We start from the raw sequence: 22885 nt of genomic DNA, 5'->3' as shown, positions 1-22885 counted from the left end.
GCTTTATCCTTCAGCCCGCCTGTTTACCGCCCCCGACGCCATCGGGAGCGACAGGCTGAATGATTACATCATTACCACATCGAACTGCTCTTGATTATAGAGCGGCTCAATTTGCACTTTGACCTGCTTGCCGACAAAGATTTCGACTTCCGCCAGCGCGTGGGACTCTTCCCCTTTCAGCGCTTCCGCGACGGCAGGTGAAGCATAGACCAGGAAGCGGTCTGAGTCATACGCATGATGCACGCGAACTATTTCGCGCATGATCTCATAGCAGACCGTTTCGACCGACTTTACCGTGCCGCGCCCATGACAGGTAGGGCACTCGTTACACAGCACATGTTCCACGCTTTCGCGGGTGCGTTTACGGGTCATCTCGACCAGCCCCAGCTGCGAGAAGCCGTTAATGCTGGTTTTCACCCGGTCTTTACTCAGCGCCTGCTCCAGGGAATGCAGTACCCGACGACGATGATCTTCATTATTCATATCGATAAAATCAATAATGATAATGCCGCCCAGGTTACGCAGACGCAGCTGGCGCGCGATAGCCTGCGTGGCTTCAATATTGGTATTGAAGATGGTGTCGTCGAGATTACGGTGGCCAACAAACGCCCCGGTATTGATATCGATGGTGGTCATCGCTTCGGTCTGATCGATGATCAGATAGCCGCCTGACTTCAGCTCGACTTTACGCTCCAGCGCGCGTTGGATTTCGTTCTCAACGTCAAAGAGATCGAAAATCGGCTGGCGGCCGCTGTAATGTTCCAGCTTGCTGGTCATTTCCGGAATGTATTCCGCGGTGAACTCCAGCAGCGCCTCGTAGGTCAGGCGCGAATCCACGCGAATGCGGTCAAGCTGAGCGTCGGCGAAATCGCGCAGCACGCGCTGGGCCAGCGCCAGCTCGCCGTACATCTGATAGCGGGTCTGGTTGCGCTTTTTGCGCTCCATGACTTTGGTCCAGACGCGCTTAAGGTAGGCCGCATCCGCCGCCATCTCTTGCTCATGTACGCCTTCCGCCGCGGTGCGGATAATAAACCCGCCCTGCTCGTCGCAATATTCGGTAACCACGCTTTTCAGACGTTCGCGCTCGGCCTCGCTTTCAATACGCTGCGATACGCCGACGTGCGAAGCGCCCGGCATAAAGACCAGATAGCGGGAAGGTATGGTAATGTCGGTGGTCAGACGCGCGCCTTTGGTACCCAGCGGGTCTTTCACCACCTGCACCATCAGGTCCTGGCCCTGACGCACCAGCTCGGAAATATCGCGAACGGTAAACTGCTTCTGCTCTTCACCCGCCACGCACTCGGTGTGCGGCATGATATCGGAAGCATGCAGAAAGGCGGCCTTATCCAGGCCAATATCTACAAAAGCCGCCTGCATTCCAGGCAACACACGACTGACACGACCTTTGTAGATATTGCCTACGATTCCGCGCCGCGCTTCTCTCTCAATATGAATTTCCTGCAGGATCCCGCCATCGATATACGCGACGCGCGTCTCGGATGGCGTTACGTTAACTAATAATTCAGCCGTCATCTTTATCCCTTTTCTTCACGCAGTGAGTTAAAGTTACTCAGCAACTCATACGTTTCCACCAGCGGTAAGCCGACTACGGCGTGATAGCTGCCATTTATCTTCCTGACAAAACAACCACCCAACCCTTGAATACCGTATGCGCCTGCTTTATCTAAAGGTTCGCCACTGGCTACGTAGGTAGCGATATCCTGCTCGGAGAGCAGACGGAAGGTCACTTCCGTCACCACCAGGCAATCCAGCGTTTGCTGCTTATCCGCCAACGCCACCGCGGTCATCACCTGGTGGGTTTTTCCGGAAAGCATGCGAAGCATTTCTGCGGCGTGCCCGGCGTCGCGCGGCTTTTCCAGCACTTCGCCGTTAAGAATGACAATCGTATCCGCGCCCAACACCGGCAGATCGCGCGGCGCCATCGCCACGCCAGCCAGCGCTTTTTCGCGCGCCAGACGCGCAACGTAATGCGCAGCGCTCTCCTGCGGGCCGCGTCGTTCCTCAATACCCGGAACCAGACGTTCGAAAGAGAGACCAAGCTGAGTTAACAGTTCCTGCCGACGCGGGGAACCAGAAGCCAGATACAGAGTTGTCATATCAACCTTTATTGAACCGCAAATTGCTGACGCACTTTACGCATTAGCAGGAATAGCCACGGCCAGAGCACACCGTTTACTACACTACTCCAGAACACTTCCGGACGGAAAGAGACGTTGATCACTAAAAACTCTGCCCAGAAAACAATGATATCAACGGCAAGAGACAACAGCATGACCACCAGCGCCTGTTGCCAGAGCGCCAGATTACGGAACAGCTGATATTTTAAAGCGACCAGATAGGCAACAATACTTAACGACAGCGCACGTACGCCGAGGGTCGAACCGCTGATGAGGTCGAGAATCGCCCCCATCACAAATCCAGTACCGACGTTAACCCGGTGCGGCAGCGCGAGGATCCAGTACAACAGAATCAACAACACCCAGTTTGGCCGGAAGACGGTGATGTCCTGCGGCCAGGGCATAATCTGCAGCAATAGCGCAATAAGAAACGAGAGCCAGATAACCCAGCGTCCCTGGCTACGATAACTTGCCACTATTGCCCCCCTGCTGGCAGAGGTTGCGCGGACGGCGGCGGCGTCAGGCCTGTCGCCGGCGCCGGCATCTGCGGCCCCATCGCATCAGGCGCAGGCAGCACCTGCGGCATCATTTGCATCAGGCGCTCATTGGCAACGCGGTGCACCTCTTCCGGAGTCATCGGGTTAGCGCCGTTGCGATCGGCGCCCCACAGCAGCAGCAGATAGCGCAAACGCTGCAGTCCGGCGGTCGGACGGGCCTGGATCACCGTGTATGCACGCTGAGTATCCAGACGTACCGAGGAGACTACCCCAACCGGATACCCTTCCGGGAAGCGTCCGCCGAGCCCGGAGGTCACCAGCACATCGCCGACGCGAATATCGGTATTCGCCGGCAGATGTTCAAGCTGTAAATCATCAGTACAACCGTTACCGGCTGCAATGACGCGGATATCGTTACGCAGCACCTGGATCGGCAAGGCATGGGTCGCATCGCAAATGAGCAGCACGCGGCTGGTCATTTTCGCTACCGCCACCACCTGGCCGACAACGCCCTTGTCGCTAATGACCGGTTGGCCTTCATAAACGCCATTGACGCTGCCCTTGTCGATAACGACCTGATCGCTGTAGGGATCGTTAACCGTCGAGATAACCTGGGTCACCATCTTCTGCTCATCCTGACGCAGCGGCGAGCCTAACAGCTCACGTAGACGGGCGTTTTCTTGTTTGTATTGACCCAACATCAGCAGATCGCTGTTTTTCAACAGCAGTTCCTGACGCAGCGCACGGTTTTCCAGTTCGAGCTGATCGCGGGTCGCCAGCGATTGCGATACGCTGTCGAGCAGTTCCCGGGGACCATTTGAGATAAAGTAGAAAGGACTGACGGCTGTATCCATGTACGTTCGAATCTGGCTGAACGTACCCAGGCGGCTGTCGGCGATAATGACGCCAAGCGCCACCAAAACCGCCAGAATAAGGCGAATCTGTAGCGACGGGCCGCGGCTAAAAATTGGCTTCATAGGCTATGCGTATTCTCGTGTCAGTAAAGACCAGAGGCAGCCCTTAAGCTGCCCCAGACCTTCAGGCTGACTACTCTTCGCTGAACAAGTCGCCGCCGTGCATATCGATCATTTCCAGCGCCTTACCGCCGCCACGAGCGACGCAGGTCAGTGGATCTTCTGCAACTACGACAGGGATCCCTGTCTCTTCCATTAACAGACGGTCAAGGTTACGCAGCAGCGCGCCGCCGCCGGTCAGGACCATACCGCGCTCGGAGATATCGGATGCCAGCTCCGGCGGGCACTGTTCCAGCGCGACCATAACGGCGCTGACGATGCCGGTCAGCGGCTCCTGCAGCGCTTCGAGGATTTCGTTGGAATTGAGGGTGAAGCCGCGTGGAACGCCTTCAGCCAGGTTACGGCCGCGCACTTCGATTTCGCGTACTTCATCACCCGGGTAAGCGGAACCGATTTCGTGTTTGATACGCTCAGCGGTTGCTTCGCCGATCAGGGAACCGTAGTTACGGCGCACGTAATTGATCACGGCTTCGTCGAAACGGTCGCCGCCGATACGTACGGAAGAAGAGTAGACCACGCCGTTCAGGGAGATAACTGCGACTTCGGTAGTACCGCCGCCGATATCAACAACCATAGAACCGGTCGCTTCAGAAACCGGCAAGCCTGCGCCGATCGCGGCCGCCATCGGCTCTTCGATCAGGAAGACTTCACGAGCGCCAGCGCCCTGCGCGGATTCGCGGATAGCACGACGCTCAACCTGGGTCGCGCCAACCGGCACGCACACCAGCACGCGTGGGCTCGGACGCATAAAGCTGTTGCTATGCACCTGTTTAATAAAGTGTTGCAGCATCTTTTCAGTCACGAAGAAGTCGGCGATAACGCCGTCTTTCATCGGGCGAATCGCCGCGATATTGCCCGGCGTACGGCCCAGCATCTGCTTCGCTTCATGACCTACAGCGGCAACGCTTTTCGGCGAACCGGCACGATCCTGACGAATGGCCACAACGGAAGGCTCATTCAATACGATGCCTTGTCCTTTTACATAAATAAGGGTATTCGCGGTACCCAGGTCAATGGACAGGTCATTGGAAAACATGCCACGAAATTTTTTTAACATACTAAGGGATAATCCTGAAAGCTGGGGCGGAAAACAAAATCCGCTTACTTTACCAACCACACGCAGCAGCGACAAGGCGCAAAAATCATCTGCTACGGTGAAAATTAGTGCAGTTCATTTCCTTTGTTACAAACATTTACGAAGTCCCTTCGGCGCTGAATAAATCAGCTGCGCTCCGTGCTCTGTTTGTACCTGTCAAAGGTCAGTCTTGCGTAAGTTGCGACATTCCGGCGGGTAGACAAGCACACCCCCTTTACTATGGCGCGCGTTATTCTACGTGAAATCACGCCAAACGGCAGATCAAACCGAGTATCTTTGCGAATATTTTTTCACATTTGTGTCAAGTGGCTGTGAGGCGGCAAAAAATTCCCCCTGACCGCCGGTCACGCCGCATTGCGACAGCACCTGCCACTCGCTGCGACTGCGTACTCCCGTCGCAAAAACCTGTACCGGCATCCCTTTACAGGCTTCCACCAGACTTTGAACCAGTAACTGGTTCTCGCTGCGTTTTTCAATATTGCGCGATAGCCCTTGATGCAGCTTGATCACTTCTACGTCCAGCTGCTTGATCCAACTGGTGCCAACCAGCGTCAACCCGGCCTGAACCACAGCGACGCGAATGCCCAGCGCGTTTATCAACCGCATAACCGGGTGTAAACGGCCGATATATTGACAAACATCCGCCTCTGCAAGTTCAAAAATAATCCGCCGACGTTGTGATTTTTCGCACTGCATCATGGTATCGCGCAGCCAGCGCTGGAAACGCGGGCGAATCAGCGACTCCACGGTCACCTGCAGGGCCAGCGTTTGATCAGGCCAATAACTTAATAACGGCAGCAAACGCGTAATCTGTAGGCGATCGTACTCTTCCGCTAAGCCAAACTGCTGCACCATTGGCATATACTCGGCGGCAATCACCTCTTCTTTACCGTCATAGATGCGGCACATGAGCTCGCGATGATGTACCCGCCCATCGCGCATGACCGCCGGTTTCTGATACAAGCGCGGGCCGCCGCGGCTGAGCATCTGCTCGATAAGCGTTCGCCAGCGCACGTTGCCGCGCCCCTTCTCCGGCAGTGAATCATCGTAAACCGCCCAGCTATTACTCCCCTGCAGCACGGCGTTGCGGGTGGCGGCTTCGGCGTGTTCCATCACCTGAGAGGTGGACTGGCCGCTGCGGAAGGCGCAGATGCCGATATGCATCGTGTCGTCTTTATCCAGCACCCGCGTTGACGGCAGCGCATCCATCGCCTTCAGTAACTGCCCGGCGATACTATCGGCCTCTTTAAGAGTGCGATGCGGCAATAAGACGGCGAAATCGCTACGGTGATAGCGCGCCAGTAGCGAGCCGGGATAACGCATAATAAAAGTAGACAGCAGATTAATTAGCGTGAAGTAATGCTCTTCCGCCGCCGCCCGTCCCCAGTTGTCGCGCAGCAGATCAAACTCCGGCAGGCGAATCATCATCACGATACCGTGCGCCCCCACTTTTTCCTGATCGTCCAGCAGCGTCGCCAGTTGATTATCAAAGAACAGGCGGTTGTTAAGACCGGTTTTGGAATCCTGGGCGGCGTAGGAGCGAATCAGGGTATCCATGCGGCTGCGCTGATCGCTGGCGAACTGCAGCTCCGAGAGCAGCATATCCAGCGCGCTGCTGGTACTGGCCGGCCATTCATGAACCGAACCGCGCACCTGCGGCCCGCGCTCGCCGCTGAGAATGCGTCGCGCGCGCAGCTCCAGTAGTTCTTGCCCCGCCAGCTGGCGGCGGATCCAGCGAATCGAAAAGAAGATAATCAGCACCATGAAGCCGATGGCGAAGGAGAGCGGCGCGGTGACGTGAAGCGAGCGGAAGTAATTGACCATCGGGTCCATGTAGACCAGACGAATCGAGATTCCGGGATGTTTGAGCGAGGGTACCGTCATTTCACGATACTGATTGTTACTGCCCAGCGGACGGTAACTATCACCGCGGGTATGGCTGTAAAGCGATTTGCCGTTGAGCAGAAAATCAATATGTTCGACTTCTACCGGCGTGAGCAGCTCGTCCATTTGCGGTTCGAGCTTCTCAAAAGAGGTGGTCACCAGGCGGCTATCCAGCATCGTCGCCACCGCCTGTACGCGATTCTCAACCTTAATCTGAATGCCGTTGTAAAAGCTCAGCGACGCGCCGATCAGCGTGACAAAAATCGTCAGGCTGGTGAGCAGCGTAACAAATGCTGAGAATTTCGTCGTTAATCGCATCCCTGTGTTAACTCCGCGTGTGAATAACTACCCGATGGGCATTCGGGCCCCTTTTGAGACTTTTTCTTAAGTAAGTACTAACTTTCTGAAGCGACGCATACTACCAAAGCTGGCGTATCTGGCAATTTATTGCGTTACATCCACGTAATAATGCCGTTAGCGAGTATAGTCTGCAGAATAATTTTTCCAATCTTCAAACCGCGAGGAACCACATATGCAGGCATTAATTTTAGAACAGCAGGATGGCAAAACCCTTTCCTCGGTGCAAAACATCGATGCCAACCTGTTGCCGCCAGGCGATGTGACTGTCGATATTCACTGGTCGAGCCTCAATTATAAAGATGCGTTGGCCATTACCGGCAAAGGAAAAATTATCCGCAACTTTCCGATGATTCCTGGTATCGATTTTGCCGGTACCGTCCACGCCAGCGAAGATCCGCGTTTTCACGTTGGCCAGCAGGTATTACTCACCGGTTGGGGCGTGGGAGAAAATCACTGGGGCGGCCTGGCCGAGCGCGCCCGCGTCAAAGGCGAATGGCTGGTGGCCATACCTGAAGGTCTCGACGGACGCAAAGCGATGGCGATCGGTACCGCAGGTTTTACCGCCATGCTATGCGTGATGGCGCTGGAAGACGCCGGCGTGCGTCCGCAGGATGGCGAGATCGTCGTAACAGGCGCCAGCGGCGGCGTCGGCAGCACGGCAGTCGCTCTGCTGCATCATCTGGGTTATCAGGTGGCGGCGGTTTCCGGGCGCGAAAGTACCCATGACTATCTGAAAAGCCTCGGCGCGCAGCGTATTTTGAGCCGCGACGAGTTCGCTGAGAGCCGTCCGCTGGAAAAACAAATCTGGGCGGGTGCTATCGATACCGTCGGCGATAAAGTGCTGGCTAAAGTACTGGCACAAATGAACTACGGCGGCTGCGTCGCGGCCTGCGGCCTGGCGGGCGGTTTCGCGCTGCCGACCACCGTGATGCCGTTTATCCTGCGCAACGTCCGCCTGCAGGGCGTCGATTCGGTAATGACCCCGCCCGCGCGCCGCGCAGAAGCCTGGCGCCGGCTGGTGCGCGATCTGCCGGAGTCTTTTTACGCGCAAAGCGCGACCGAAATCACCCTGGCCGATGCCCCGGTCTTCGCCGACAAAATCATGAACAACCAGATCCAGGGGCGTACGCTGGTCAAAATCGGCTAATCTGCAATTTTTCGTGACATATTCGCGATCGCGCTGCGCCTCCGTCATGCTTAGGAAAAAGTATGACGGAGGACGCCATGAAAACCAGAAAACTGACGGAAGCCGACGTAACGGCGGAATCGGTATTTAACCTGCAGCGCCGCCAGGTGCTGAAAATGCTCGGTATCGGCGCGACGGCGATGTCGCTCTCAACGAAGGCCCATGCCGACCTGCTCGATTGGTTTAAAGGCCACGATCGCCCACCGGCGCCTGCAGGAAAGGCGCTGACCTTTGATAAACCCGCAGCATGGCAAAGTAAGCTCGCCCTCACCCCGGAAGATAAAGTCGCCGGCTACAACAACTTTTATGAATTCGGCCTCGATAAAGCCGATCCGGCCGCTAACGCAGGCAGCCTGCGCACTGATCCCTGGACGCTTACCATCGGCGGCGAAGTCGCCAAACCCCTGACGCTCGATCACGACGACCTGACCCGTCGTTTCCCGCTGGAAGAGCGTATTTATCGGATGCGCTGCGTGGAGGCCTGGTCGATGGTCGTGCCGTGGGTCGGCTTCCCGCTGCATAAACTGCTCGCGCTGGTGGAGCCCACCAGCAACGCCCGCTACGTCGCTTTCAAAACGCTGTATGCGCCAGAACAAATGCCTGGACAAAAAGATCGCTTCATCGGCGGCGGCCTGGCCTATCCCTATGTCGAAGGGTTGCGCCTTGATGAAGCGATGCACCCGCTCACGCTGATGAGCGTTGGCGTCTATGGGAAAGCGTTGCCGCCGCAAAACGGCGCGCCCATCCGCCTGACCGTGCCGTGGAAGTACGGCTTTAAAGGGATTAAATCGATCGTGAGCATCGAATTAACCCGCGAGCGGCCGCCGACCACCTGGAATCTGGCGGCGCCGGATGAATACGGTTTCTATGCCAATGTGAACCCGCACGTCGATCATCCGCGCTGGTCGCAGGCCAGCGAGCGGTTTATCGGCGCCGGCGGCGTACTCGACGTAAAACGCCAGCCAACGTTGCTGTTTAATGGCTATGCCGAGGAAGTCGCCTCGCTGTATCGCGGGCTTAACTTACGGGAGAATTTCTAGTGCGTCTGAGCGTTAAACAGATAGGTTGGCTGAAAGTTGCGCTGCATTTAGCCGGTTTTTTACCGCTTGTCTGGCTGTTCTGGGCCGGACATCAGGGCTATTTCAGCGCCGATCCGGCAAAGGATATCCAGCATTTTACCGGACGGGTGGCGCTGAAGTTTTTGCTCGCCACCTTGCTTATTACGCCGCTGGCGCGCTACGCTAAACAGCCATTATTGATACGCACCCGCCGGTTATTAGGGTTATGGTGCTTTGCCTGGGCCACGTTGCACCTCACCAGCTATACGCTGCTGGAGCTCGGCATTAACAATCTGGCGCTACTCGGTTCCGAGATAATCAACCGTCCGTATCTCATGCTTGGTTTAATCAGTTGGTTGGTTTTACTGGCGCTGGCGGCGACGTCAACCCAGTACATGCAACGAAAATTAGGCCGTCGTTGGCAAACATTGCACAACTTCGTCTATCTGGTGGCGATCCTCGCCCCTATACATTATCTGTGGTCGGTGAAGATTATATCGCCGCAGCCGCTGATTTATGCCGGGCTGGCAACGGTACTTTTAGCCAGCCGCTACAAGAAGTTTCGCCAGTGGTGGCGCTAATCTCCGGATATGTGCAGTTCCCCGCATAACGTTTATCAACCGCGACTCTTTTTACGATAGCGGTTGATAATCTTCCCTGATAAGACCAGTATTTAGCTGCCAATTGCTACGAAATCGTTATAATGTGCGACTTTGGTTTTCCTGAAGGGGTTTTCGAACCCTGAAAAGGTGACAAGCGCGTATCGAAGGTATATTTTGTTTTTTACCCGAGGTTAGCAGGAGATAGCTGCACAATGGCTGACAAGTTTCGCATTTTGCTTTTGAACGGACCAAACCTTAATATGCTCGGCAGCCGTGAACCCGAGAAGTATGGTTCGCTAACGCTGGCAGAAATTGTTAACCGTTTAACCGCAGAAGCGGAAGCGCTAAACGTGACACTCGACCACCTGCAATCCAATGCGGAGTTCGCGCTCATCGACCGAATTCATCAGGCTAAAGACTCTGTGGACTATATCCTGATCAATCCGGCCGCGTTTACGCATACCAGCGTGGCCATCCGCGACGCGCTGCTTGCCGTGAGTATCCCGTTTATCGAGATCCACCTGAGCAACGTGCATGCGCGCGAGCCGTTCCGTCACCACTCGTATCTGTCTGATGTCGCCTCGGGCGTGATCTGCGGATTAGGTGCGGACGGCTATTCATACGCTTTACAGACGGCGGTAAAACGCCTGTCACAAACACACTAAACAAAGAGTACGGAACCCACTCATGGATATTCGTAAGATTAAAAAACTGATCGAGCTGGTTGAAGAATCAGGCATCTCCGAACTGGAAATTTCTGAAGGCGAAGAGTCTGTACGCATCAGCCGTGCAGCGCCGGCTGCCAGCTATCCGGTAATGCAGCAAGCCTATGCTGCGCCAATCGCCCAGCCTCAGGCGCCAGCCGCCGCAGCGCCGGCAGCAGCACCTGCCGCTGAAGCGAAAGCGGAAATCAGTGGTCACATCGTACGTTCCCCGATGGTCGGTACTTTCTACCGCACCCCGAGCCCGGACGCGAAAGCCTTTGTGGAAGTCGGTCAGAAAGTTAACGTGGGCGACACCCTGTGCATCGTAGAAGCGATGAAAATGATGAACCAGATCGAAGCCGACAAAGCCGGCGTGGTTAAAGCCATTCTGATCGAAAGCGGCCAACCTGTAGAATTCGACGAGCCGCTGGTTGTCATCGAGTAACGAGGCGAACATGCTGGATAAAATTGTCATCGCTAACCGTGGCGAGATCGCACTGCGCATCCTGCGTGCCTGTAAAGAACTGGGCATCAAGACCGTTGCTGTGCACTCCACCGCGGATCGCGATTTAAAACACGTATTATTAGCGGATGAGACGGTCTGCATCGGCCCGGCTCCGTCCGTAAAAAGCTATCTGAACATCCCGGCTATCATCAGCGCAGCGGAAATCACCGGCGCGGTAGCGATTCACCCGGGTTACGGTTTCCTTTCCGAGAACGCTAACTTTGCCGAGCAGGTTGAGCGCTCCGGTTTCATCTTCATCGGCCCGAAAGCCGACACTATCCGCCTGATGGGCGACAAAGTGTCCGCCATCACCGCTATGAAGAAAGCTGGCGTTCCGACCGTTCCAGGTTCTGATGGCCCGCTGGGCGACGACATGGACGCTAACCGCGCGCATGCCAAACGCATCGGCTACCCGGTTATCATCAAAGCCTCCGGCGGCGGCGGCGGTCGCGGCATGCGCGTCGTGCGCAGCGACGCTGAACTGGCGCAATCCATCTCCATGACCAAAGCGGAAGCGAAAGCGGCTTTCAACAACGACATGGTCTATATGGAGAAGTACCTGGAAAATCCTCGTCACATCGAGATTCAGGTGCTGGCGGACGGCCAGGGCAACGCTATCTATCTGGCGGAACGCGACTGCTCCATGCAGCGTCGTCACCAGAAAGTCGTCGAAGAAGCGCCGGCGCCGGGCATTACCCCGGAACTGCGTCGCTACATCGGCGAACGTTGCGCGAAAGCCTGTGTGGATATCGGCTATCGCGGAGCGGGTACCTTTGAGTTCCTGTTTGAAAACGGCGAGTTCTACTTCATTGAGATGAACACCCGTATTCAGGTAGAACATCCGGTTACCGAAATGATCACCGGCGTTGACCTGATCAAAGAACAGCTGCGCATCGCGGCGGGTCAGCCGCTGTCTATCAAGCAAGAAGAAGTGCAGGTTCGCGGCCATGCGGTGGAATGCCGTATCAACGCCGAAGACCCGAATACCTTCCTGCCGAGCCCGGGTAAAATTACCCGCTTCCACGCGCCGGGCGGTTTTGGCGTGCGCTGGGAGTCTCATATCTACGCCGGTTACACCGTACCGCCGTACTATGACTCAATGATCGGTAAACTGATCTGCTACGGCGAAAGCCGTGATGTGGCGATTGCCCGCATGAAGAACGCGCTGCAGGAATTGATCATCGATGGCATCAAAACCAACGTTGAGCTGCAGATGCGCATTATGAGCGACGAGAACTTCCAGCATGGTGGCACCAATATCCACTATCTGGAGAAAAAACTCGGACTGCAGGAAAAATAATCCTGTACTCGCTGCAAAAGGCCGGATAATCCGGCCTTTTTTCTTTTTCTCTCCCCTCGACTTTTCCATGCGGTACAATCCCCGCTTTCTTCATCCTCAAGGGACAAAAAATGGACAAAAGATTTGTTCAGGCCCATAAAGAAGCGCGCTGGGCGCTGTGGCTGACCCTTCTCTATCTTGCCGCGTGGCTGGCTGCGGCCTATCTGCCTGGCGTCGGTATCGGCTTTACCGGCCTGCCGCACTGGTTCGAACTGGCCTGCCTGCTGGTGCCGCTGCTGTTCGTCCTGCTGTGCTGGGCGATGGTGCGCTTTATCTTCCGCGATATCTCTCTGGAGGATAACGATGCAGCTTGAGATTATCGTGGTGCTGATCGCTTATCTGTTTGTCGTTTTCGGGCTGTCTCTTTACGCGATGCGTAAACGCAGTACCGGGAACTTCCTGAGCGAGTATTTCCTCGGCAGCCGATCGATGGGCGGCTTTGTATTAGCCATGACCCTCACCGCCACCTATATTAGCGCCAGCTCGTTTATCGGCGGCCCTGGCGCCGCCTACAAATATGGGCTGGGCTGGGTACTGCTGGCGATGATCCAGGTACCGACGATCTGGCTCTCTCTCGGGATCCTCGGCAAGAAGTTCGCGATCCTGGCGCGCCGCTACAATGCCATTACCCTTAACGATATGCTGCAGGCGCGCTACCAAAGCCGCGCGGTGGTATGGATTGCCAGCGTCAGCTTGCTGGTGGCCTTTGTTGGGGCCATCGCGGTACAGTTTATCGGCGGCGCGCGCCTGCTGGAAACCGCCGCCGGGATCAAGTACGAAACCGGACTATTGATATTTGGTATCACAATTGCGCTCTACACCGCTTTTGGCGGCTTCCGCGCCAGCGTACTCAACGATACCATGCAAGGGATGGTGATGTTGATCGGAACGATCGTCCTGCTGGTTGGTGTAGTGCATGCCGCCGGAGGCCTGCATCAGGCGGTAGAAACACTCCAGCAAATCGACCCGCAGCTGGTGTCGCCCCACGGCGCCGATGATATCCTCACGCCAACCTTTATGACCTCGTTCTGGGTGCTGGTCTGTTTCGGCGTCATCGGCTTGCCGCATACCGCCGTACGCTGTATCTCCTATAAAGACAGCAAGGCCGTACACCGCGGGATCGTTATTGGCACCATCGTCGTGGCGATTCTGATGTTCGGTATGCATCTCGCCGGCGCTCTTGGTCGCGCCGTCCTGCCGGGCCTCACCGTGCCCGATCAGGTGATCCCGACGTTGATGGTTCAAGTGCTGCCGCCGTGGGCCGCAGGGCTGTTTTTAGCGGCGCCGATGGCCGCGATTATGTCTAACGTTAACGCCCATTTACTGCAGGCATCGGCTACGATCATTAAAGATCTGTGGCTCAGCGCTCAGCCAACGAAAAAGCGTAACGAGCAGAAGCTGAAGCGGATCTCAACGATCGCCACCTTAGTGCTCGGCATACTTATGATGCTGGCCGCCTGGCGGCCGCCGGAAATGATTATCTGGCTTAATCTGCTGGCCTTTGGCGGCCTGGAAGCCGTGTTCTTATGGCCGCTGGTATTGGGCCTTTACTGGGAGCGGGCAAACGCTGCCGGCGCGCTCAGCGCGATGTTAGTGGGCGGCATACTGTATGCCGTGCTCGCGACGTTTAACATTCAGTACCTGGGCTTCCACCCTATCGTGCCCTCGCTGCTGCTAAGTTTGTTGGCTTTTGTCGTCGGGAACCGCTTCGGTCAACCCGTACCACCAGCCCCTATTATGACTACTGATAAATAAAGAGTTTTGCCATGCCTTGGATCCAACTAAAACTGAATACGACCGGCGCTCACGCGGAAGAACTGAGCGACGCGCTGATGGAGGCCGGCGCGGTCTCGATTACCTTCCAGGACACCCACGACACGCCGGTGTTCGAACCGCTGCCGGGTGAAACCCGTTTGTGGGGCGATACCGACGTTATCGGTCTGTTCGACGCAGAAAGCGACATGAACGAAGCGGTTGCTATCCTTGAGCAGCATCCGCTGCTCGGCGCCGGCTTCGCGCATAAAATTGAACAACTGGAAGATAAAGACTGGGAACGCGAGTGGATGGATAACTTCCACCCGATGCGTTTCGGCGAACGCCTGTGGATTTGCCCGAGCTGGCGCGATGTTCCTGATGAGAATGCAGTCAATGTGATGCTTGATCCAGGACTGGCCTTTGGTACCGGCACTCACCCAACGACCGCGATGTGTCTGCAATGGCTCGACGGCCTTGACCTGCAGGGCAAAACGGTTATCGATTTTGGCTGCGGCTCCGGCATCCTGGCGATCGCCGCGCTGAAGCTGGGCGCCGCCAAAGCTATCGGTATTGATATCGATCCGCAGGCCATTCAGGCCAGTCGTGATAACGCCCAGCGTAACGGCGTCTCCGAACGCCTTGAACTGTATTTGCCGCAGGATCAGCCAGAAGCCATGAAAGCCGATGTGGTGGTCGCAAACATTCTGGCAGGCCCGTTACGTGAGCTGGCCCCTTTAATCAGCGTCCTGCCGGTTACAGGCGGCCTGCTTGGCCTTTCCGGAATCCTGGCAAGCCAGGCGGAAAGCGTCTGCGAAGCCTACGCCCCGCTCTTCACCCTCGACCCGGTGGTGGAGAAAGAGGAGTGGTGCCGAATTACCGGACAGAAAAACTAAGTAAGACTGCGGCCTACGGGCCGCATTTTTGTTTCCAGTAACCGCCGAATATTGCCAGGAAATGAGAGCCGGATCGCATTACGATGCCCTTTTTTGGCTACAAAAACAGCGTTTTATCCCGTCTCGTATCGCCTTCATCTCAGAAAAATCGAGAAGTTTTGTGATTTTATAATTGGACACAAATTATCCCGTTGGTAATAACATAATGATTAATATGATAATTTATTCATGGCTATTACGTTACTCCTGGATTCATTGATCTGTAACAGAGGATTGGTCAAAGTTTGGCCTTTCATCTCGCGCAAAAAATGCGTAATATACGCCGCCTTGCAGTCACAGTATGGTCATTTCTTAACTCATGCGCATCGGACACCACCAGCTCAGAAATCGCCTGATCGCAGCACCTATGGCTGGCATCACTGACAGACCATTCAGGACGCTGTGTTACGAGATGGGAGCAGGTTTAACCGTCTCCGAGATGATGTCCTCCAACCCGCAGGTATGGGAGAGCGACAAGTCCCGGTTACGGATGGTGCACATTGATGAGCCCGGTATTCGTACCGTGCAAATCGCCGGTAGCGTACCGGAAGAGATGGCCGCAGCCGCCCGTATTAACGTGGAAAGCGGCGCCCAGATTATTGATATCAATATGGGGTGCCCGGCTAAAAAGGTGAATCGTAAGCTTGCTGGTTCAGCCCTCTTGCAGTATCCCGATCAGGTGAAGTCAATCCTGACCGCGGTCGTCAAGGCAGTGGACGTTCCGGTGACTCTCAAGATTCGCACCGGTTGGGAACCGGAACACCGTAACTGTGTAGAGATTGCCCAACTGGCTGAAGAATGTGGCATTCAGGCTCTGACTATTCACGGACGCACTCGCGCCTGCTTGTTTAACGGAGAAGCTGAATACGACAGTATTCGGGCAGTTAAGCAGAAAGTTTCCATTCCGATTATCGCGAATGGCGACATTACTGACCCGCTTAAAGCCAGAGCCGTGCTCGACTACACGGGGGCTGACGCTCTCATGATAGGCCGTGCGGCTCAGGGAAGACCCTGGATCTTTCGGGAAATCCAGCATTATCTGGACACTGGGGAGTTGCTGCCCCCCCTGCCGTTGGCAGAGGTTAAGCGCTTGCTTTGCGCGCACGTTCGGGAACTGCATGACTTTTACGGTCAGGCAAAAGGGTACCGAATCGCGCGTAAACACGTCTCCTGGTATCTCCAGGAGCATGCTCCAAATGACCAGTTTCGGCGCACATTCAACGCCATTGAGGATGCCAGCGAACAGCTGGAGGCGTTGGAGGCATACTTCGAAAATTTTGCGTAATAGAAATAAAGAGCTGACAGAACTATGTTCGAACAACGCGTAAATTCTGACGTACTGACCGTTTCTACCGTTAACTCTCAGGATCAGGTAACTCAAAAGCCCCTGCGTGACTCGGTTAAACAGGCACTGAAGAACTATTTTGCTCAACTGAATGGTCAGGATGTTAATGATCTGTATGAGCTGGTATTGGCTGAAGTTGAACAGCCACTGTTGGACATGGTGATGCAATACACCCGTGGTAACCAGACCCGCGCTGCCCTGATGATGGGTATCAACCGCGGTACTCTGCGTAAGAAACTGAAAAAATACGGCATGAACTGATATTAATCAGTAAATTGCTGAATTAAAAAGGCGCTCTTCGGCATGGGGAAGCGCCTTTTTTTATACCTGATTTTTATACTGAACTACTGCCCCACGGCAGCCATTGGCCACACGCTATGGTCAGGTTGTTGCAGCGATAACGCCGACATAATATTGTCTACCAGCACGGGCGCCTGCTGATAGAGATTGAATTGTTCAGGATCCATTAACCAGTTTTTGATAATTCCTGTAAAAGCGCCGTGTAATATTATCAACGTAATTTCGATATTTGTTTCCGCCGGCAATAATCTATTTCTTACGCAACACTGCAGGACGTCACGGATTATGGCGTAATTGAAGCCAATTCGTTTGCGGATTTCGCTTTCCGGCAGCATGTCACTAGTAAACTCGCATTTATGATAAAGAATTTGTAGCAGTGCCTGCTGTCGGGAATTCTCAGCGATATATTGTAATCCGGTAATAAATTTTTTACGTAACCCAGTTAACGGATTTTTGTTATCCAGCTCCCACTGTTGATGGGGCAGTAGCTCTCTGAGCGGCGGCTGCTGCTGCCACATCTCATTAAATAACTCCGCCTTGCTGGAAAAATGCCAGTACACCGCTCCACGCGTGACGCCCGCGGCGTCAGCGATATCGGTCAGCGTGGTATTGGTAACGCCGCGCTGCGCGAACTGCTGAATGGCGGACTCAATCAGGAGTTGACGCGTTCTTAAGGCGTCCTCTTTGGTTTTTCTGGCCATAACCTTTTCCCACTCGCTACCTAACGGTGAATACAGAATTGACTGATACACCAGCCAATTTAGCATTCCATAAAAAATATTATTTAGCAAAAATGCAGATACTGACATTTAATTACACGAGAATTTAATACATGCGATAAATATAAAATAAGAATACATTCACAAAATAAATATTAAAGAAGACGCAACGAAATCAACCTCCTTTTTTTTGTTTTTACGTGCCTTGTTTATTGCTCAAAAATAACTATTCCTTACATCCACCGATGTTTATTTGTAGGATAACGAACCGCTTTAATATTCATTATTTCTTCGCAGATTCGCCGCCCTATCCGGCCCGTAATCTATAAGGAACAGCAATGACGAGTCATGCCAGAGTTTCTCTTTTATCCAGCCTAATTATCTCCGCCGTATTGCTTACCGGTTGCGATAATACAGGCAACCAGCAGGCACAACCGCAGGCGCCACAGGTTAGCGTACATGTAGTGCACAGCGAACCGCTTTCCGTCACCACTGAACTCCCAGGGCGAACGTCGGCCTTCCGTGTCGCTGAAGTTCGCCCTCAGGTCAGCGGTATTATCCTGAAACGCAACTTTGTCGAAGGCAGCGATATCAAGGCCGGTGAATCGCTCTATCAAATCGACCCAGCTACTTACCAGGCGGCCTGGAACAGCGCCAAAGGCGACGAGGCAAAAGCCGAAGCCGCAGCGGCTATCGCCCATCTGACGGTGAAACGTTATGTTCCTCTGCTTGGGACGCAGTACATCAGTCAGCAGGAATACGATCAGGCCGTCGCTACCGCGCGTCAGGCCGATGCCGATGTCGTGGCGGCTAAGGCCGCGGTCGAAAACGCCCGTATCAATCTGGCTTACACCAAGGTGACCTCGCCCATCGACGGGCGGATTGGTAAATCCAGCGTAACCGAAGGCGCACTGGTGACCAACGGCCAGGCGGACGCCATGGCGACGGTGCAGCAACTCGATCCGATCTATGTCGACGTAACCGAATCCAGCAACGATTTTATGCGCCTGAAACAGGAAAGCCTGCAGCGCGGTGATGACAGTAAAAGCGTGCAGCTGATTATGGAAAATGGCCAACCCTATTCCCTGAAGGGATCGCTGCAATTTTCTGACGTGACCGTCGATGAAAGCACCGGATCCATTACGCTGCGCGCGGTATTCCCTAATCCGCAACACACTCTTCTGCCGGGCATGTTTGTCCGCGCCCGTATCGATGAAGGCGTCAATCCGCAGGCGATTCTGGTACCGCAGCAGGGGGTTACCCGCACGCCGCGCGGCGATGCCACTGTGTTAATCGTTAATGCGCAGAACCAGGTGGAAAACCGAGAAGTCACCGCCGCCCAGGCGATAGGCGATAAATGGTTAATCACCAGCGGCCTGCAAAACGGCGACAAAGTCATCGTTAGTGGGTTACAGAAGGTTCGCCCAGGCGTCACCGTGAAGGCGACGGAAGATACCGCTGCCTCCGCCGCACAATAAGGTATGAATCGCTATGTCTAAGTTCTTCATTCATCGACCGGTGTTTGCATGGGTGCTGGCGATCATCATGATGATTGCCGGCGGCCTCGCCATCATGCAGCTTCCTATCGCGCAATATCCCACGATTGCGCCGCCCGCGGTAGCCATCTCGGCAACCTACCCGGGTGCAGATGCGCAAACCGTGCAGGACACCGTCACCCAGGTTATCGAACAGAACATGAATGGTATCGATAATCTGATGTACATGTCCTCTACCAGTGATTCATCCGGTAGCGTGACCATCACGCTCACTTTTCAATCCGGCACCGATCCGGATATCGCCCAGGTGCAGGTGCAGAACAAACTGCAACTGGCGACGCCGCTGCTGCCACAGGAAGTACAGCAGCAAGGTATTAGCGTTGAGAAATCCAGTAGCAGCTTCCTGCTGGTTGCCGGATTTATCTCTGATAACCCAAGCACTACCCAGGATGATATTTCCGACTACGTTGCCTCCAACATCAAAGACCCTATCAGCCGTCTTAACGGCGTGGGCGATGTACAGTTGTTCGGTGCGCAATATGCCATGCGTATCTGGCTCGACGGCAACCTGCTGAATAAATATAACCTCACGCCGGTTGATGTTATCAACCAGCTGAAAGTGCAAAACGATCAGATCGCCGCCGGACAGCTTGGCGGTACACCATCGGTTAAAGGTCAACAGCTTAATGCCTCGATCATTGCTCAGACTCGCCTGAAAGATCCTGAGGAATTCGGTAAAGTCACGCTGCGGGTTAACGCCGATGGTTCCGTGGTTCGCCTGAAGGATGTCGCGCGCATTGAACTGGGCGGCGAGAACTATAACGTTGTCGCGCGCATTAATGGCAAACCCGCCTCTGGTTTGGGGATCAAGCTGGCGACCGGCGCCAATGCGTTAGATACCGCTACGGCGATTAAAGCGAAACTTGCCGAGCTGCAGCCCTTCTTCCCGCAAGGGATGAAAGTTGTTTATCCCTACGACACCACGCCGTTCGTTAAAATCTCCATTCACGAAGTGGTCAAAACGCTGTTTGAAGCCATTATCCTCGTCTTCCTCGTGATGTATCTGTTCCTGCAGAACATTCGCGCAACGCTTATCCCGACGATCGCTGTGCCGGTCGTCTTGCTGGGTACTTTTGCGGTGCTGGCGATGTTCGGCTACTCCATCAACACGCTAACCATGTTTGGCATGGTGCTGGCGATAGGGCTACTGGTCGACGATGCCATCGTGGTGGTAGAGAACGTTGAGCGCGTCATGGTCGAGGACAAGCTTTCCCCCGTTGAAGCCACAGAGAAATCAATGGAGCAGATTCAGGGGGCGCTGGTTGGTATCGCCATGGTGCTCTCGGCGGTATTCGTCCCGATGGCCTTCTTTGGCGGCTCGACCGGGGCGATTTATCGTCAGTTCTCCATCACTATCGTTTCCGCGATGGCGCTGTCTGTACTGGTCGCGCTGGTACTGACCCCGGCGCTATGCGCAACCATGTTAAAGCCAGCATCCGCAGACCATCATGGCAAAAAGGGGTTCTTCGGCTGGTTTAATGCCAGGTTCGACCAAAGCGTTAACCACTACACCAACAGCGTAAGCGGGATCCTGCGCGGCACCGGGCGCTACCTGGTTATCTATCTGCTGATCGTTATCGGCATGGCAATGCTGTTTGTCCGCTTGCCTACATCCTTCCTGCCTGATGAAGACCAGGGCGTGTTCCTGACCATGGTTCAGTTACCTGCTGGCGCTACGCAAGAGCGTACGCAAAAGGTGCTCGACTCCGTCAGCGACTACTATCTACAGAAAGAGAAAGCTAATGTTGAGAGCGTGTTCACCGTTAACGGCTTTAGCTTCAGCGGACAAGGACAAAACTCCGGTATGGCGTTTGTCAGTTTGAAACCATGGGAAGAGCGCAGCGGTTCGGAAAACGGCGTTGAAGCCATTATTAAGCGTGCCACCGCCGCATTTAGCCAGATTAAAGATGCAATGGTCTTCCCGTTCAACATGCCGGCCATCATCGAGTTAGGTACCGCGACCGGTTTCGACTTTGAGCTGATTGACCAGGGTGGCTTAGGACACACACAGCTAACTCAGGCACGAAACCAGCTTCTGGGGATGGTAAAACAGCATCCGGAACAGCTGGTACGCGTTCGCCCTAATGGCCTTGAAGATACACCGCAGTTTAAACTCGACGTCGATCAAGAGAAAGCGCAGGCGCTGGGCGTCTCGTTATCCGACATTAACGAAACGATATCAGCTGCACTGGGCGGCTATTATGTGAATGACTTTATTGACCGCGGCCGCGTGAAGAAAGTCTATGTTCAGGCCGATGCCAGTTTCCGTATGCTACCCGGTGATATCAATAACATGTATGTCCGCAGCTCTAACGGTGAAATGGTGCCGTTCTCGGCATTTGTTACTTCACGTTGGGTATATGGTTCTCCGCGTCTCGAACGTTACAACGGCCTGCCTTCGATGGAAATCCTCGGCGAAGCGGCTCCGGGTAAGAGTACCGGGGAAGCCATGGCCTTGATGGAGCAACTGGCCAGTAAACTGCCTGCAGGTATCGGTTATGACTGGACGGGCTTGTCTTATCAGGAACGTTTATCAGGTAACCAGGCGCCAGCGCTATATGCTATTTCGCTGATAGTCGTCTTCCTCTGTCTGGCAGCACTCTATGAAAGCTGGTCTATTCCATTCTCCGTTATGCTGGTTGTGCCATTAGGAGTTATCGGCGCATTATTAGCAGCCTCAGTTAGAGGATTGAATAATGACGTTTATTTCCAGGTTGGCCTGTTAACAACTATTGGTTTATCTGCGAAGAACGCCATTCTTATTGTTGAGTTCGCCAAAGACCTTATGGATAAAGAAGGCAAAGGTATTATCGAGGCGACCCTGGAAGCATCCCGTATGCGTCTGCGCCCTATATTAATGACTTCATTAGCCTTTATTCTCGGGGTCATGCCGTTAGTGATTAGCCATGGCGCTGGTAGCGGCGCGCAAAACGCTGTCGGTACCGGCGTGATGGGCGGTATGCTTACCGCAACGCTGCTGGCCATCTTCTTCGTACCGGTGTTCTTTGTGGTTGTAAGGCGTCGCTTTACCCGCCACGCAGAATAATCGACTATCATTATCAAGGCGCCACGCGGCGCCTTTTTTTATATCTATAAGAACAATAAGTTAGTAGAAATATTAATTCCCATCCCCGACTGACGCATTGAAATATCCCTTTCTACATATTTTCTTCATTATTTCTCATTTCTCTTCACGATATTTACTCTGCTCATAATTTGAGATTATTTCCCCTTCCGGGCCTGGGTCATTGCGGTGGTAAAATAAGCTATTCCGTTATGTGTTGACATCGTTGACTGCAAACGGTTATTTAGAGGTAATACCATGAAAAAATTAATATTAGTGACATTGTTAGCAACGTTGCTTGCTGGCTGTGCCCATGATTCCCCGTGCGTGCCGGTCTATGACTCGCAGGGCCGACTGGTGCATACCAATACCTGTGTAAAAGGCACAACTCAGGATAACTGGGAAACCGCTGGCGCAATCGCCGGTGGGGCCGCAGCGGTTGCCGGTCTCACGTTAGGAATCGTGGCGCTTACGCGTTAGTGATACCTCTCCACAAACGCGTAAGCCGGGATGCGTTCCCTTTGGCTTAGCCGCCAGAAAGACAAAAGGCCCAGTCTCACGACTGGGCCTTTCATTTATATTGATATGGTCATTTTCCCGGGGGCGGCGCGATGCGCCTTTCCCGGGCTACGGGTCTGTAGCCCCGGTAAGCGCAGCGCCACCAGGGAAGATGGCGGCGCGCCTGACCGCAAAACACAAAAACAAAAGGCCCAGTCTTTCGACTGAGCCTTTCGTTTTATTTGATGCCTGGCAATGATGGCGGGCGTCCTGCCCGCCACCCTCCGGGCCGTTGCTGCGCAACGTTCAAATC

The 22885-nt window shown here is 54.4% G+C and carries 20 protein-coding genes and 1 pseudogene; 14 read left to right on the top strand and 7 right to left on the bottom strand.

All coding sequences use genetic code 11. From position 1 onward, the window contains the following. Window positions 1–63 precede the first annotated feature (63 nt). From rng to csrD, 6 genes are all read right to left on the bottom strand, one after another. Window positions 64–1533, bottom strand: coding sequence for a ribonuclease G (gene rng / locus ABLU80_RS12915; RefSeq protein WP_015369465.1), 1470 nt, complete (start codon window positions 1531–1533; stop codon window positions 64–66). 2 nt (window positions 1534–1535) lie between these two features. Continuing rightward, window positions 1536–2117, bottom strand: coding sequence for a nucleoside triphosphate pyrophosphatase (locus tag ABLU80_RS12910; protein WP_015369464.1), 582 nt, complete (start codon window positions 2115–2117; stop codon window positions 1536–1538). An 8-nt stretch (window positions 2118–2125) separates the two neighbouring features. After that, entirely contained in the window at window positions 2126–2614 is a 489-nt protein-coding gene (gene mreD, locus ABLU80_RS12905; protein ID WP_015369463.1) for a rod shape-determining protein MreD, read from the bottom strand. Continuing rightward, window positions 2614–3612, bottom strand: coding sequence for a rod shape-determining protein MreC (gene mreC, locus ABLU80_RS12900; RefSeq protein ID WP_015369462.1), 999 nt, complete (start codon window positions 3610–3612; stop codon window positions 2614–2616). The genes mreD and mreC overlap by 1 nt, the downstream gene beginning before the upstream one ends. 70 nt (window positions 3613–3682) lie before the next feature. Then, on the bottom strand, window positions 3683–4726 hold the full coding sequence (gene mreB / locus ABLU80_RS12895) for a rod shape-determining protein MreB (protein ID WP_002918653.1): 1044 nt from the start codon (window positions 4724–4726) through the stop codon (window positions 3683–3685). A gap of 300 nt (window positions 4727–5026) precedes the next feature. Next, on the bottom strand, window positions 5027–6967 hold the full coding sequence (gene csrD / locus ABLU80_RS12890) for an RNase E specificity factor CsrD (protein ID WP_015369461.1): 1941 nt from the start codon (window positions 6965–6967) through the stop codon (window positions 5027–5029). 214 nt (window positions 6968–7181) lie between these two features. Between csrD and ABLU80_RS12885 the strand changes: the two genes are divergently transcribed. The 11 genes and pseudogenes from ABLU80_RS12885 (at window position 7182) to fis (ending at window position 16696) form a co-directional block, all read left to right on the top strand. Further along, on the top strand, window positions 7182–8156 hold the full coding sequence (locus tag ABLU80_RS12885) for an MDR family oxidoreductase (protein ID WP_348850051.1): 975 nt from the start codon (window positions 7182–7184) through the stop codon (window positions 8154–8156). Between the two features lie 77 nt (window positions 8157–8233). Continuing rightward, a complete protein-coding gene (msrP, locus tag ABLU80_RS12880) occupies window positions 8234–9235 on the top strand; it encodes a protein-methionine-sulfoxide reductase catalytic subunit MsrP (RefSeq protein ID WP_015369459.1) in 1002 nt (333 codons plus the stop codon). Continuing rightward, window positions 9235–9834: a protein-methionine-sulfoxide reductase heme-binding subunit MsrQ gene (gene msrQ / locus ABLU80_RS12875; RefSeq protein ID WP_348850050.1), complete on the top strand. Its 600-nt coding sequence runs from the start codon at window positions 9235–9237 to the stop codon at window positions 9832–9834. The genes msrP and msrQ overlap by 1 nt, the downstream gene beginning before the upstream one ends. 233 nt (window positions 9835–10067) lie before the next feature. Next, window positions 10068–10520 carry a type II 3-dehydroquinate dehydratase gene (gene aroQ / locus ABLU80_RS12870; RefSeq protein WP_015369457.1) on the top strand — a complete coding sequence of 151 codons (453 nt, stop codon included), beginning with the start codon at window positions 10068–10070 and terminating at the stop codon, window positions 10518–10520. 22 nt (window positions 10521–10542) lie between these two features. Next, the gene (gene accB / locus ABLU80_RS12865; protein ID WP_015369456.1) at window positions 10543–11004 is read left to right on the top strand and encodes an acetyl-CoA carboxylase biotin carboxyl carrier protein; all 462 of its coding nucleotides are present in this window, start codon (window positions 10543–10545) and stop codon (window positions 11002–11004) included. 10 nt (window positions 11005–11014) lie between these two features. After that, on the top strand, window positions 11015–12364 hold the full coding sequence (accC, locus tag ABLU80_RS12860; protein ID WP_015369455.1) for an acetyl-CoA carboxylase biotin carboxylase subunit: 1350 nt from the start codon (window positions 11015–11017) through the stop codon (window positions 12362–12364). Window positions 12365–12474: 110 nt separating this feature from the next. Next, window positions 12475–12717, top strand: a complete 243-nt coding sequence (locus tag ABLU80_RS12855; RefSeq protein ID WP_015369454.1) for a DUF997 family protein — start codon at window positions 12475–12477, stop codon at window positions 12715–12717. Further along, window positions 12707–14158, top strand: coding sequence for a sodium/pantothenate symporter (panF, locus tag ABLU80_RS12850; RefSeq protein WP_015369453.1), 1452 nt, complete (start codon window positions 12707–12709; stop codon window positions 14156–14158). The genes ABLU80_RS12855 and panF overlap by 11 nt, the downstream gene beginning before the upstream one ends. An 11-nt stretch (window positions 14159–14169) precedes the next feature. Further along, window positions 14170–15051: a 50S ribosomal protein L11 methyltransferase gene (gene prmA / locus ABLU80_RS12845; protein ID WP_015703628.1), complete on the top strand. Its 882-nt coding sequence runs from the start codon at window positions 14170–14172 to the stop codon at window positions 15049–15051. 358 nt (window positions 15052–15409) lie between these two features. Beyond that, window positions 15410–16418: pseudogene (gene dusB / locus ABLU80_RS12840) on the top strand (tRNA dihydrouridine synthase DusB). Continuing rightward, entirely contained in the window at window positions 16400–16696 is a 297-nt protein-coding gene (gene fis, locus ABLU80_RS12835; RefSeq protein ID WP_000462905.1) for a DNA-binding transcriptional regulator Fis, read from the top strand. Before dusB ends, fis begins: the two are co-directional and overlap by 19 nt. An 83-nt stretch (window positions 16697–16779) precedes the next feature. Here the strand turns inward: fis and envR are convergent, their stop codons facing one another. Next, window positions 16780–17436 (bottom strand): acrEF/envCD operon transcriptional regulator, encoded by a 657-nt coding sequence (gene envR, locus ABLU80_RS12830; protein ID WP_045362589.1) that lies wholly within the window; start codon window positions 17434–17436, stop codon window positions 16780–16782. A 356-nt stretch (window positions 17437–17792) separates the two neighbouring features. On the opposite strand from envR, the gene ABLU80_RS12825 reads away from it, so the two are divergent. The 3 genes from ABLU80_RS12825 to ABLU80_RS12815 all read left to right on the top strand — a co-directional run bounded on the left by ABLU80_RS12825 (window position 17793) and on the right by ABLU80_RS12815 (window position 22554). After that, complete coding sequence (locus ABLU80_RS12825) at window positions 17793–18932, top strand: efflux RND transporter periplasmic adaptor subunit (protein ID WP_348850043.1); 1140 nt, start codon at window positions 17793–17795, stop codon at window positions 18930–18932. Window positions 18933–18945: 13 nt separating this feature from the next. Then, on the top strand, window positions 18946–22056 hold the full coding sequence (locus ABLU80_RS12820; protein ID WP_230250050.1) for an efflux RND transporter permease subunit: 3111 nt from the start codon (window positions 18946–18948) through the stop codon (window positions 22054–22056). A gap of 276 nt (window positions 22057–22332) precedes the next feature. Next, on the top strand, window positions 22333–22554 hold the full coding sequence (locus ABLU80_RS12815) for a hypothetical protein (RefSeq protein ID WP_015369447.1): 222 nt from the start codon (window positions 22333–22335) through the stop codon (window positions 22552–22554). Window positions 22555–22885 lie beyond the last annotated feature (331 nt).

It is taken from the genome of Klebsiella sp. CN_Kp104 (assembly GCF_040064515.1).
In the GTDB taxonomy this organism is placed as follows: Bacteria; Pseudomonadota; Gammaproteobacteria; order Enterobacterales; family Enterobacteriaceae; genus Klebsiella; species Klebsiella aerogenes.
The sequence above is the reverse complement of the archived record's forward strand: the minus strand, read 5'-3'. Positions and strand labels throughout refer to the sequence as shown.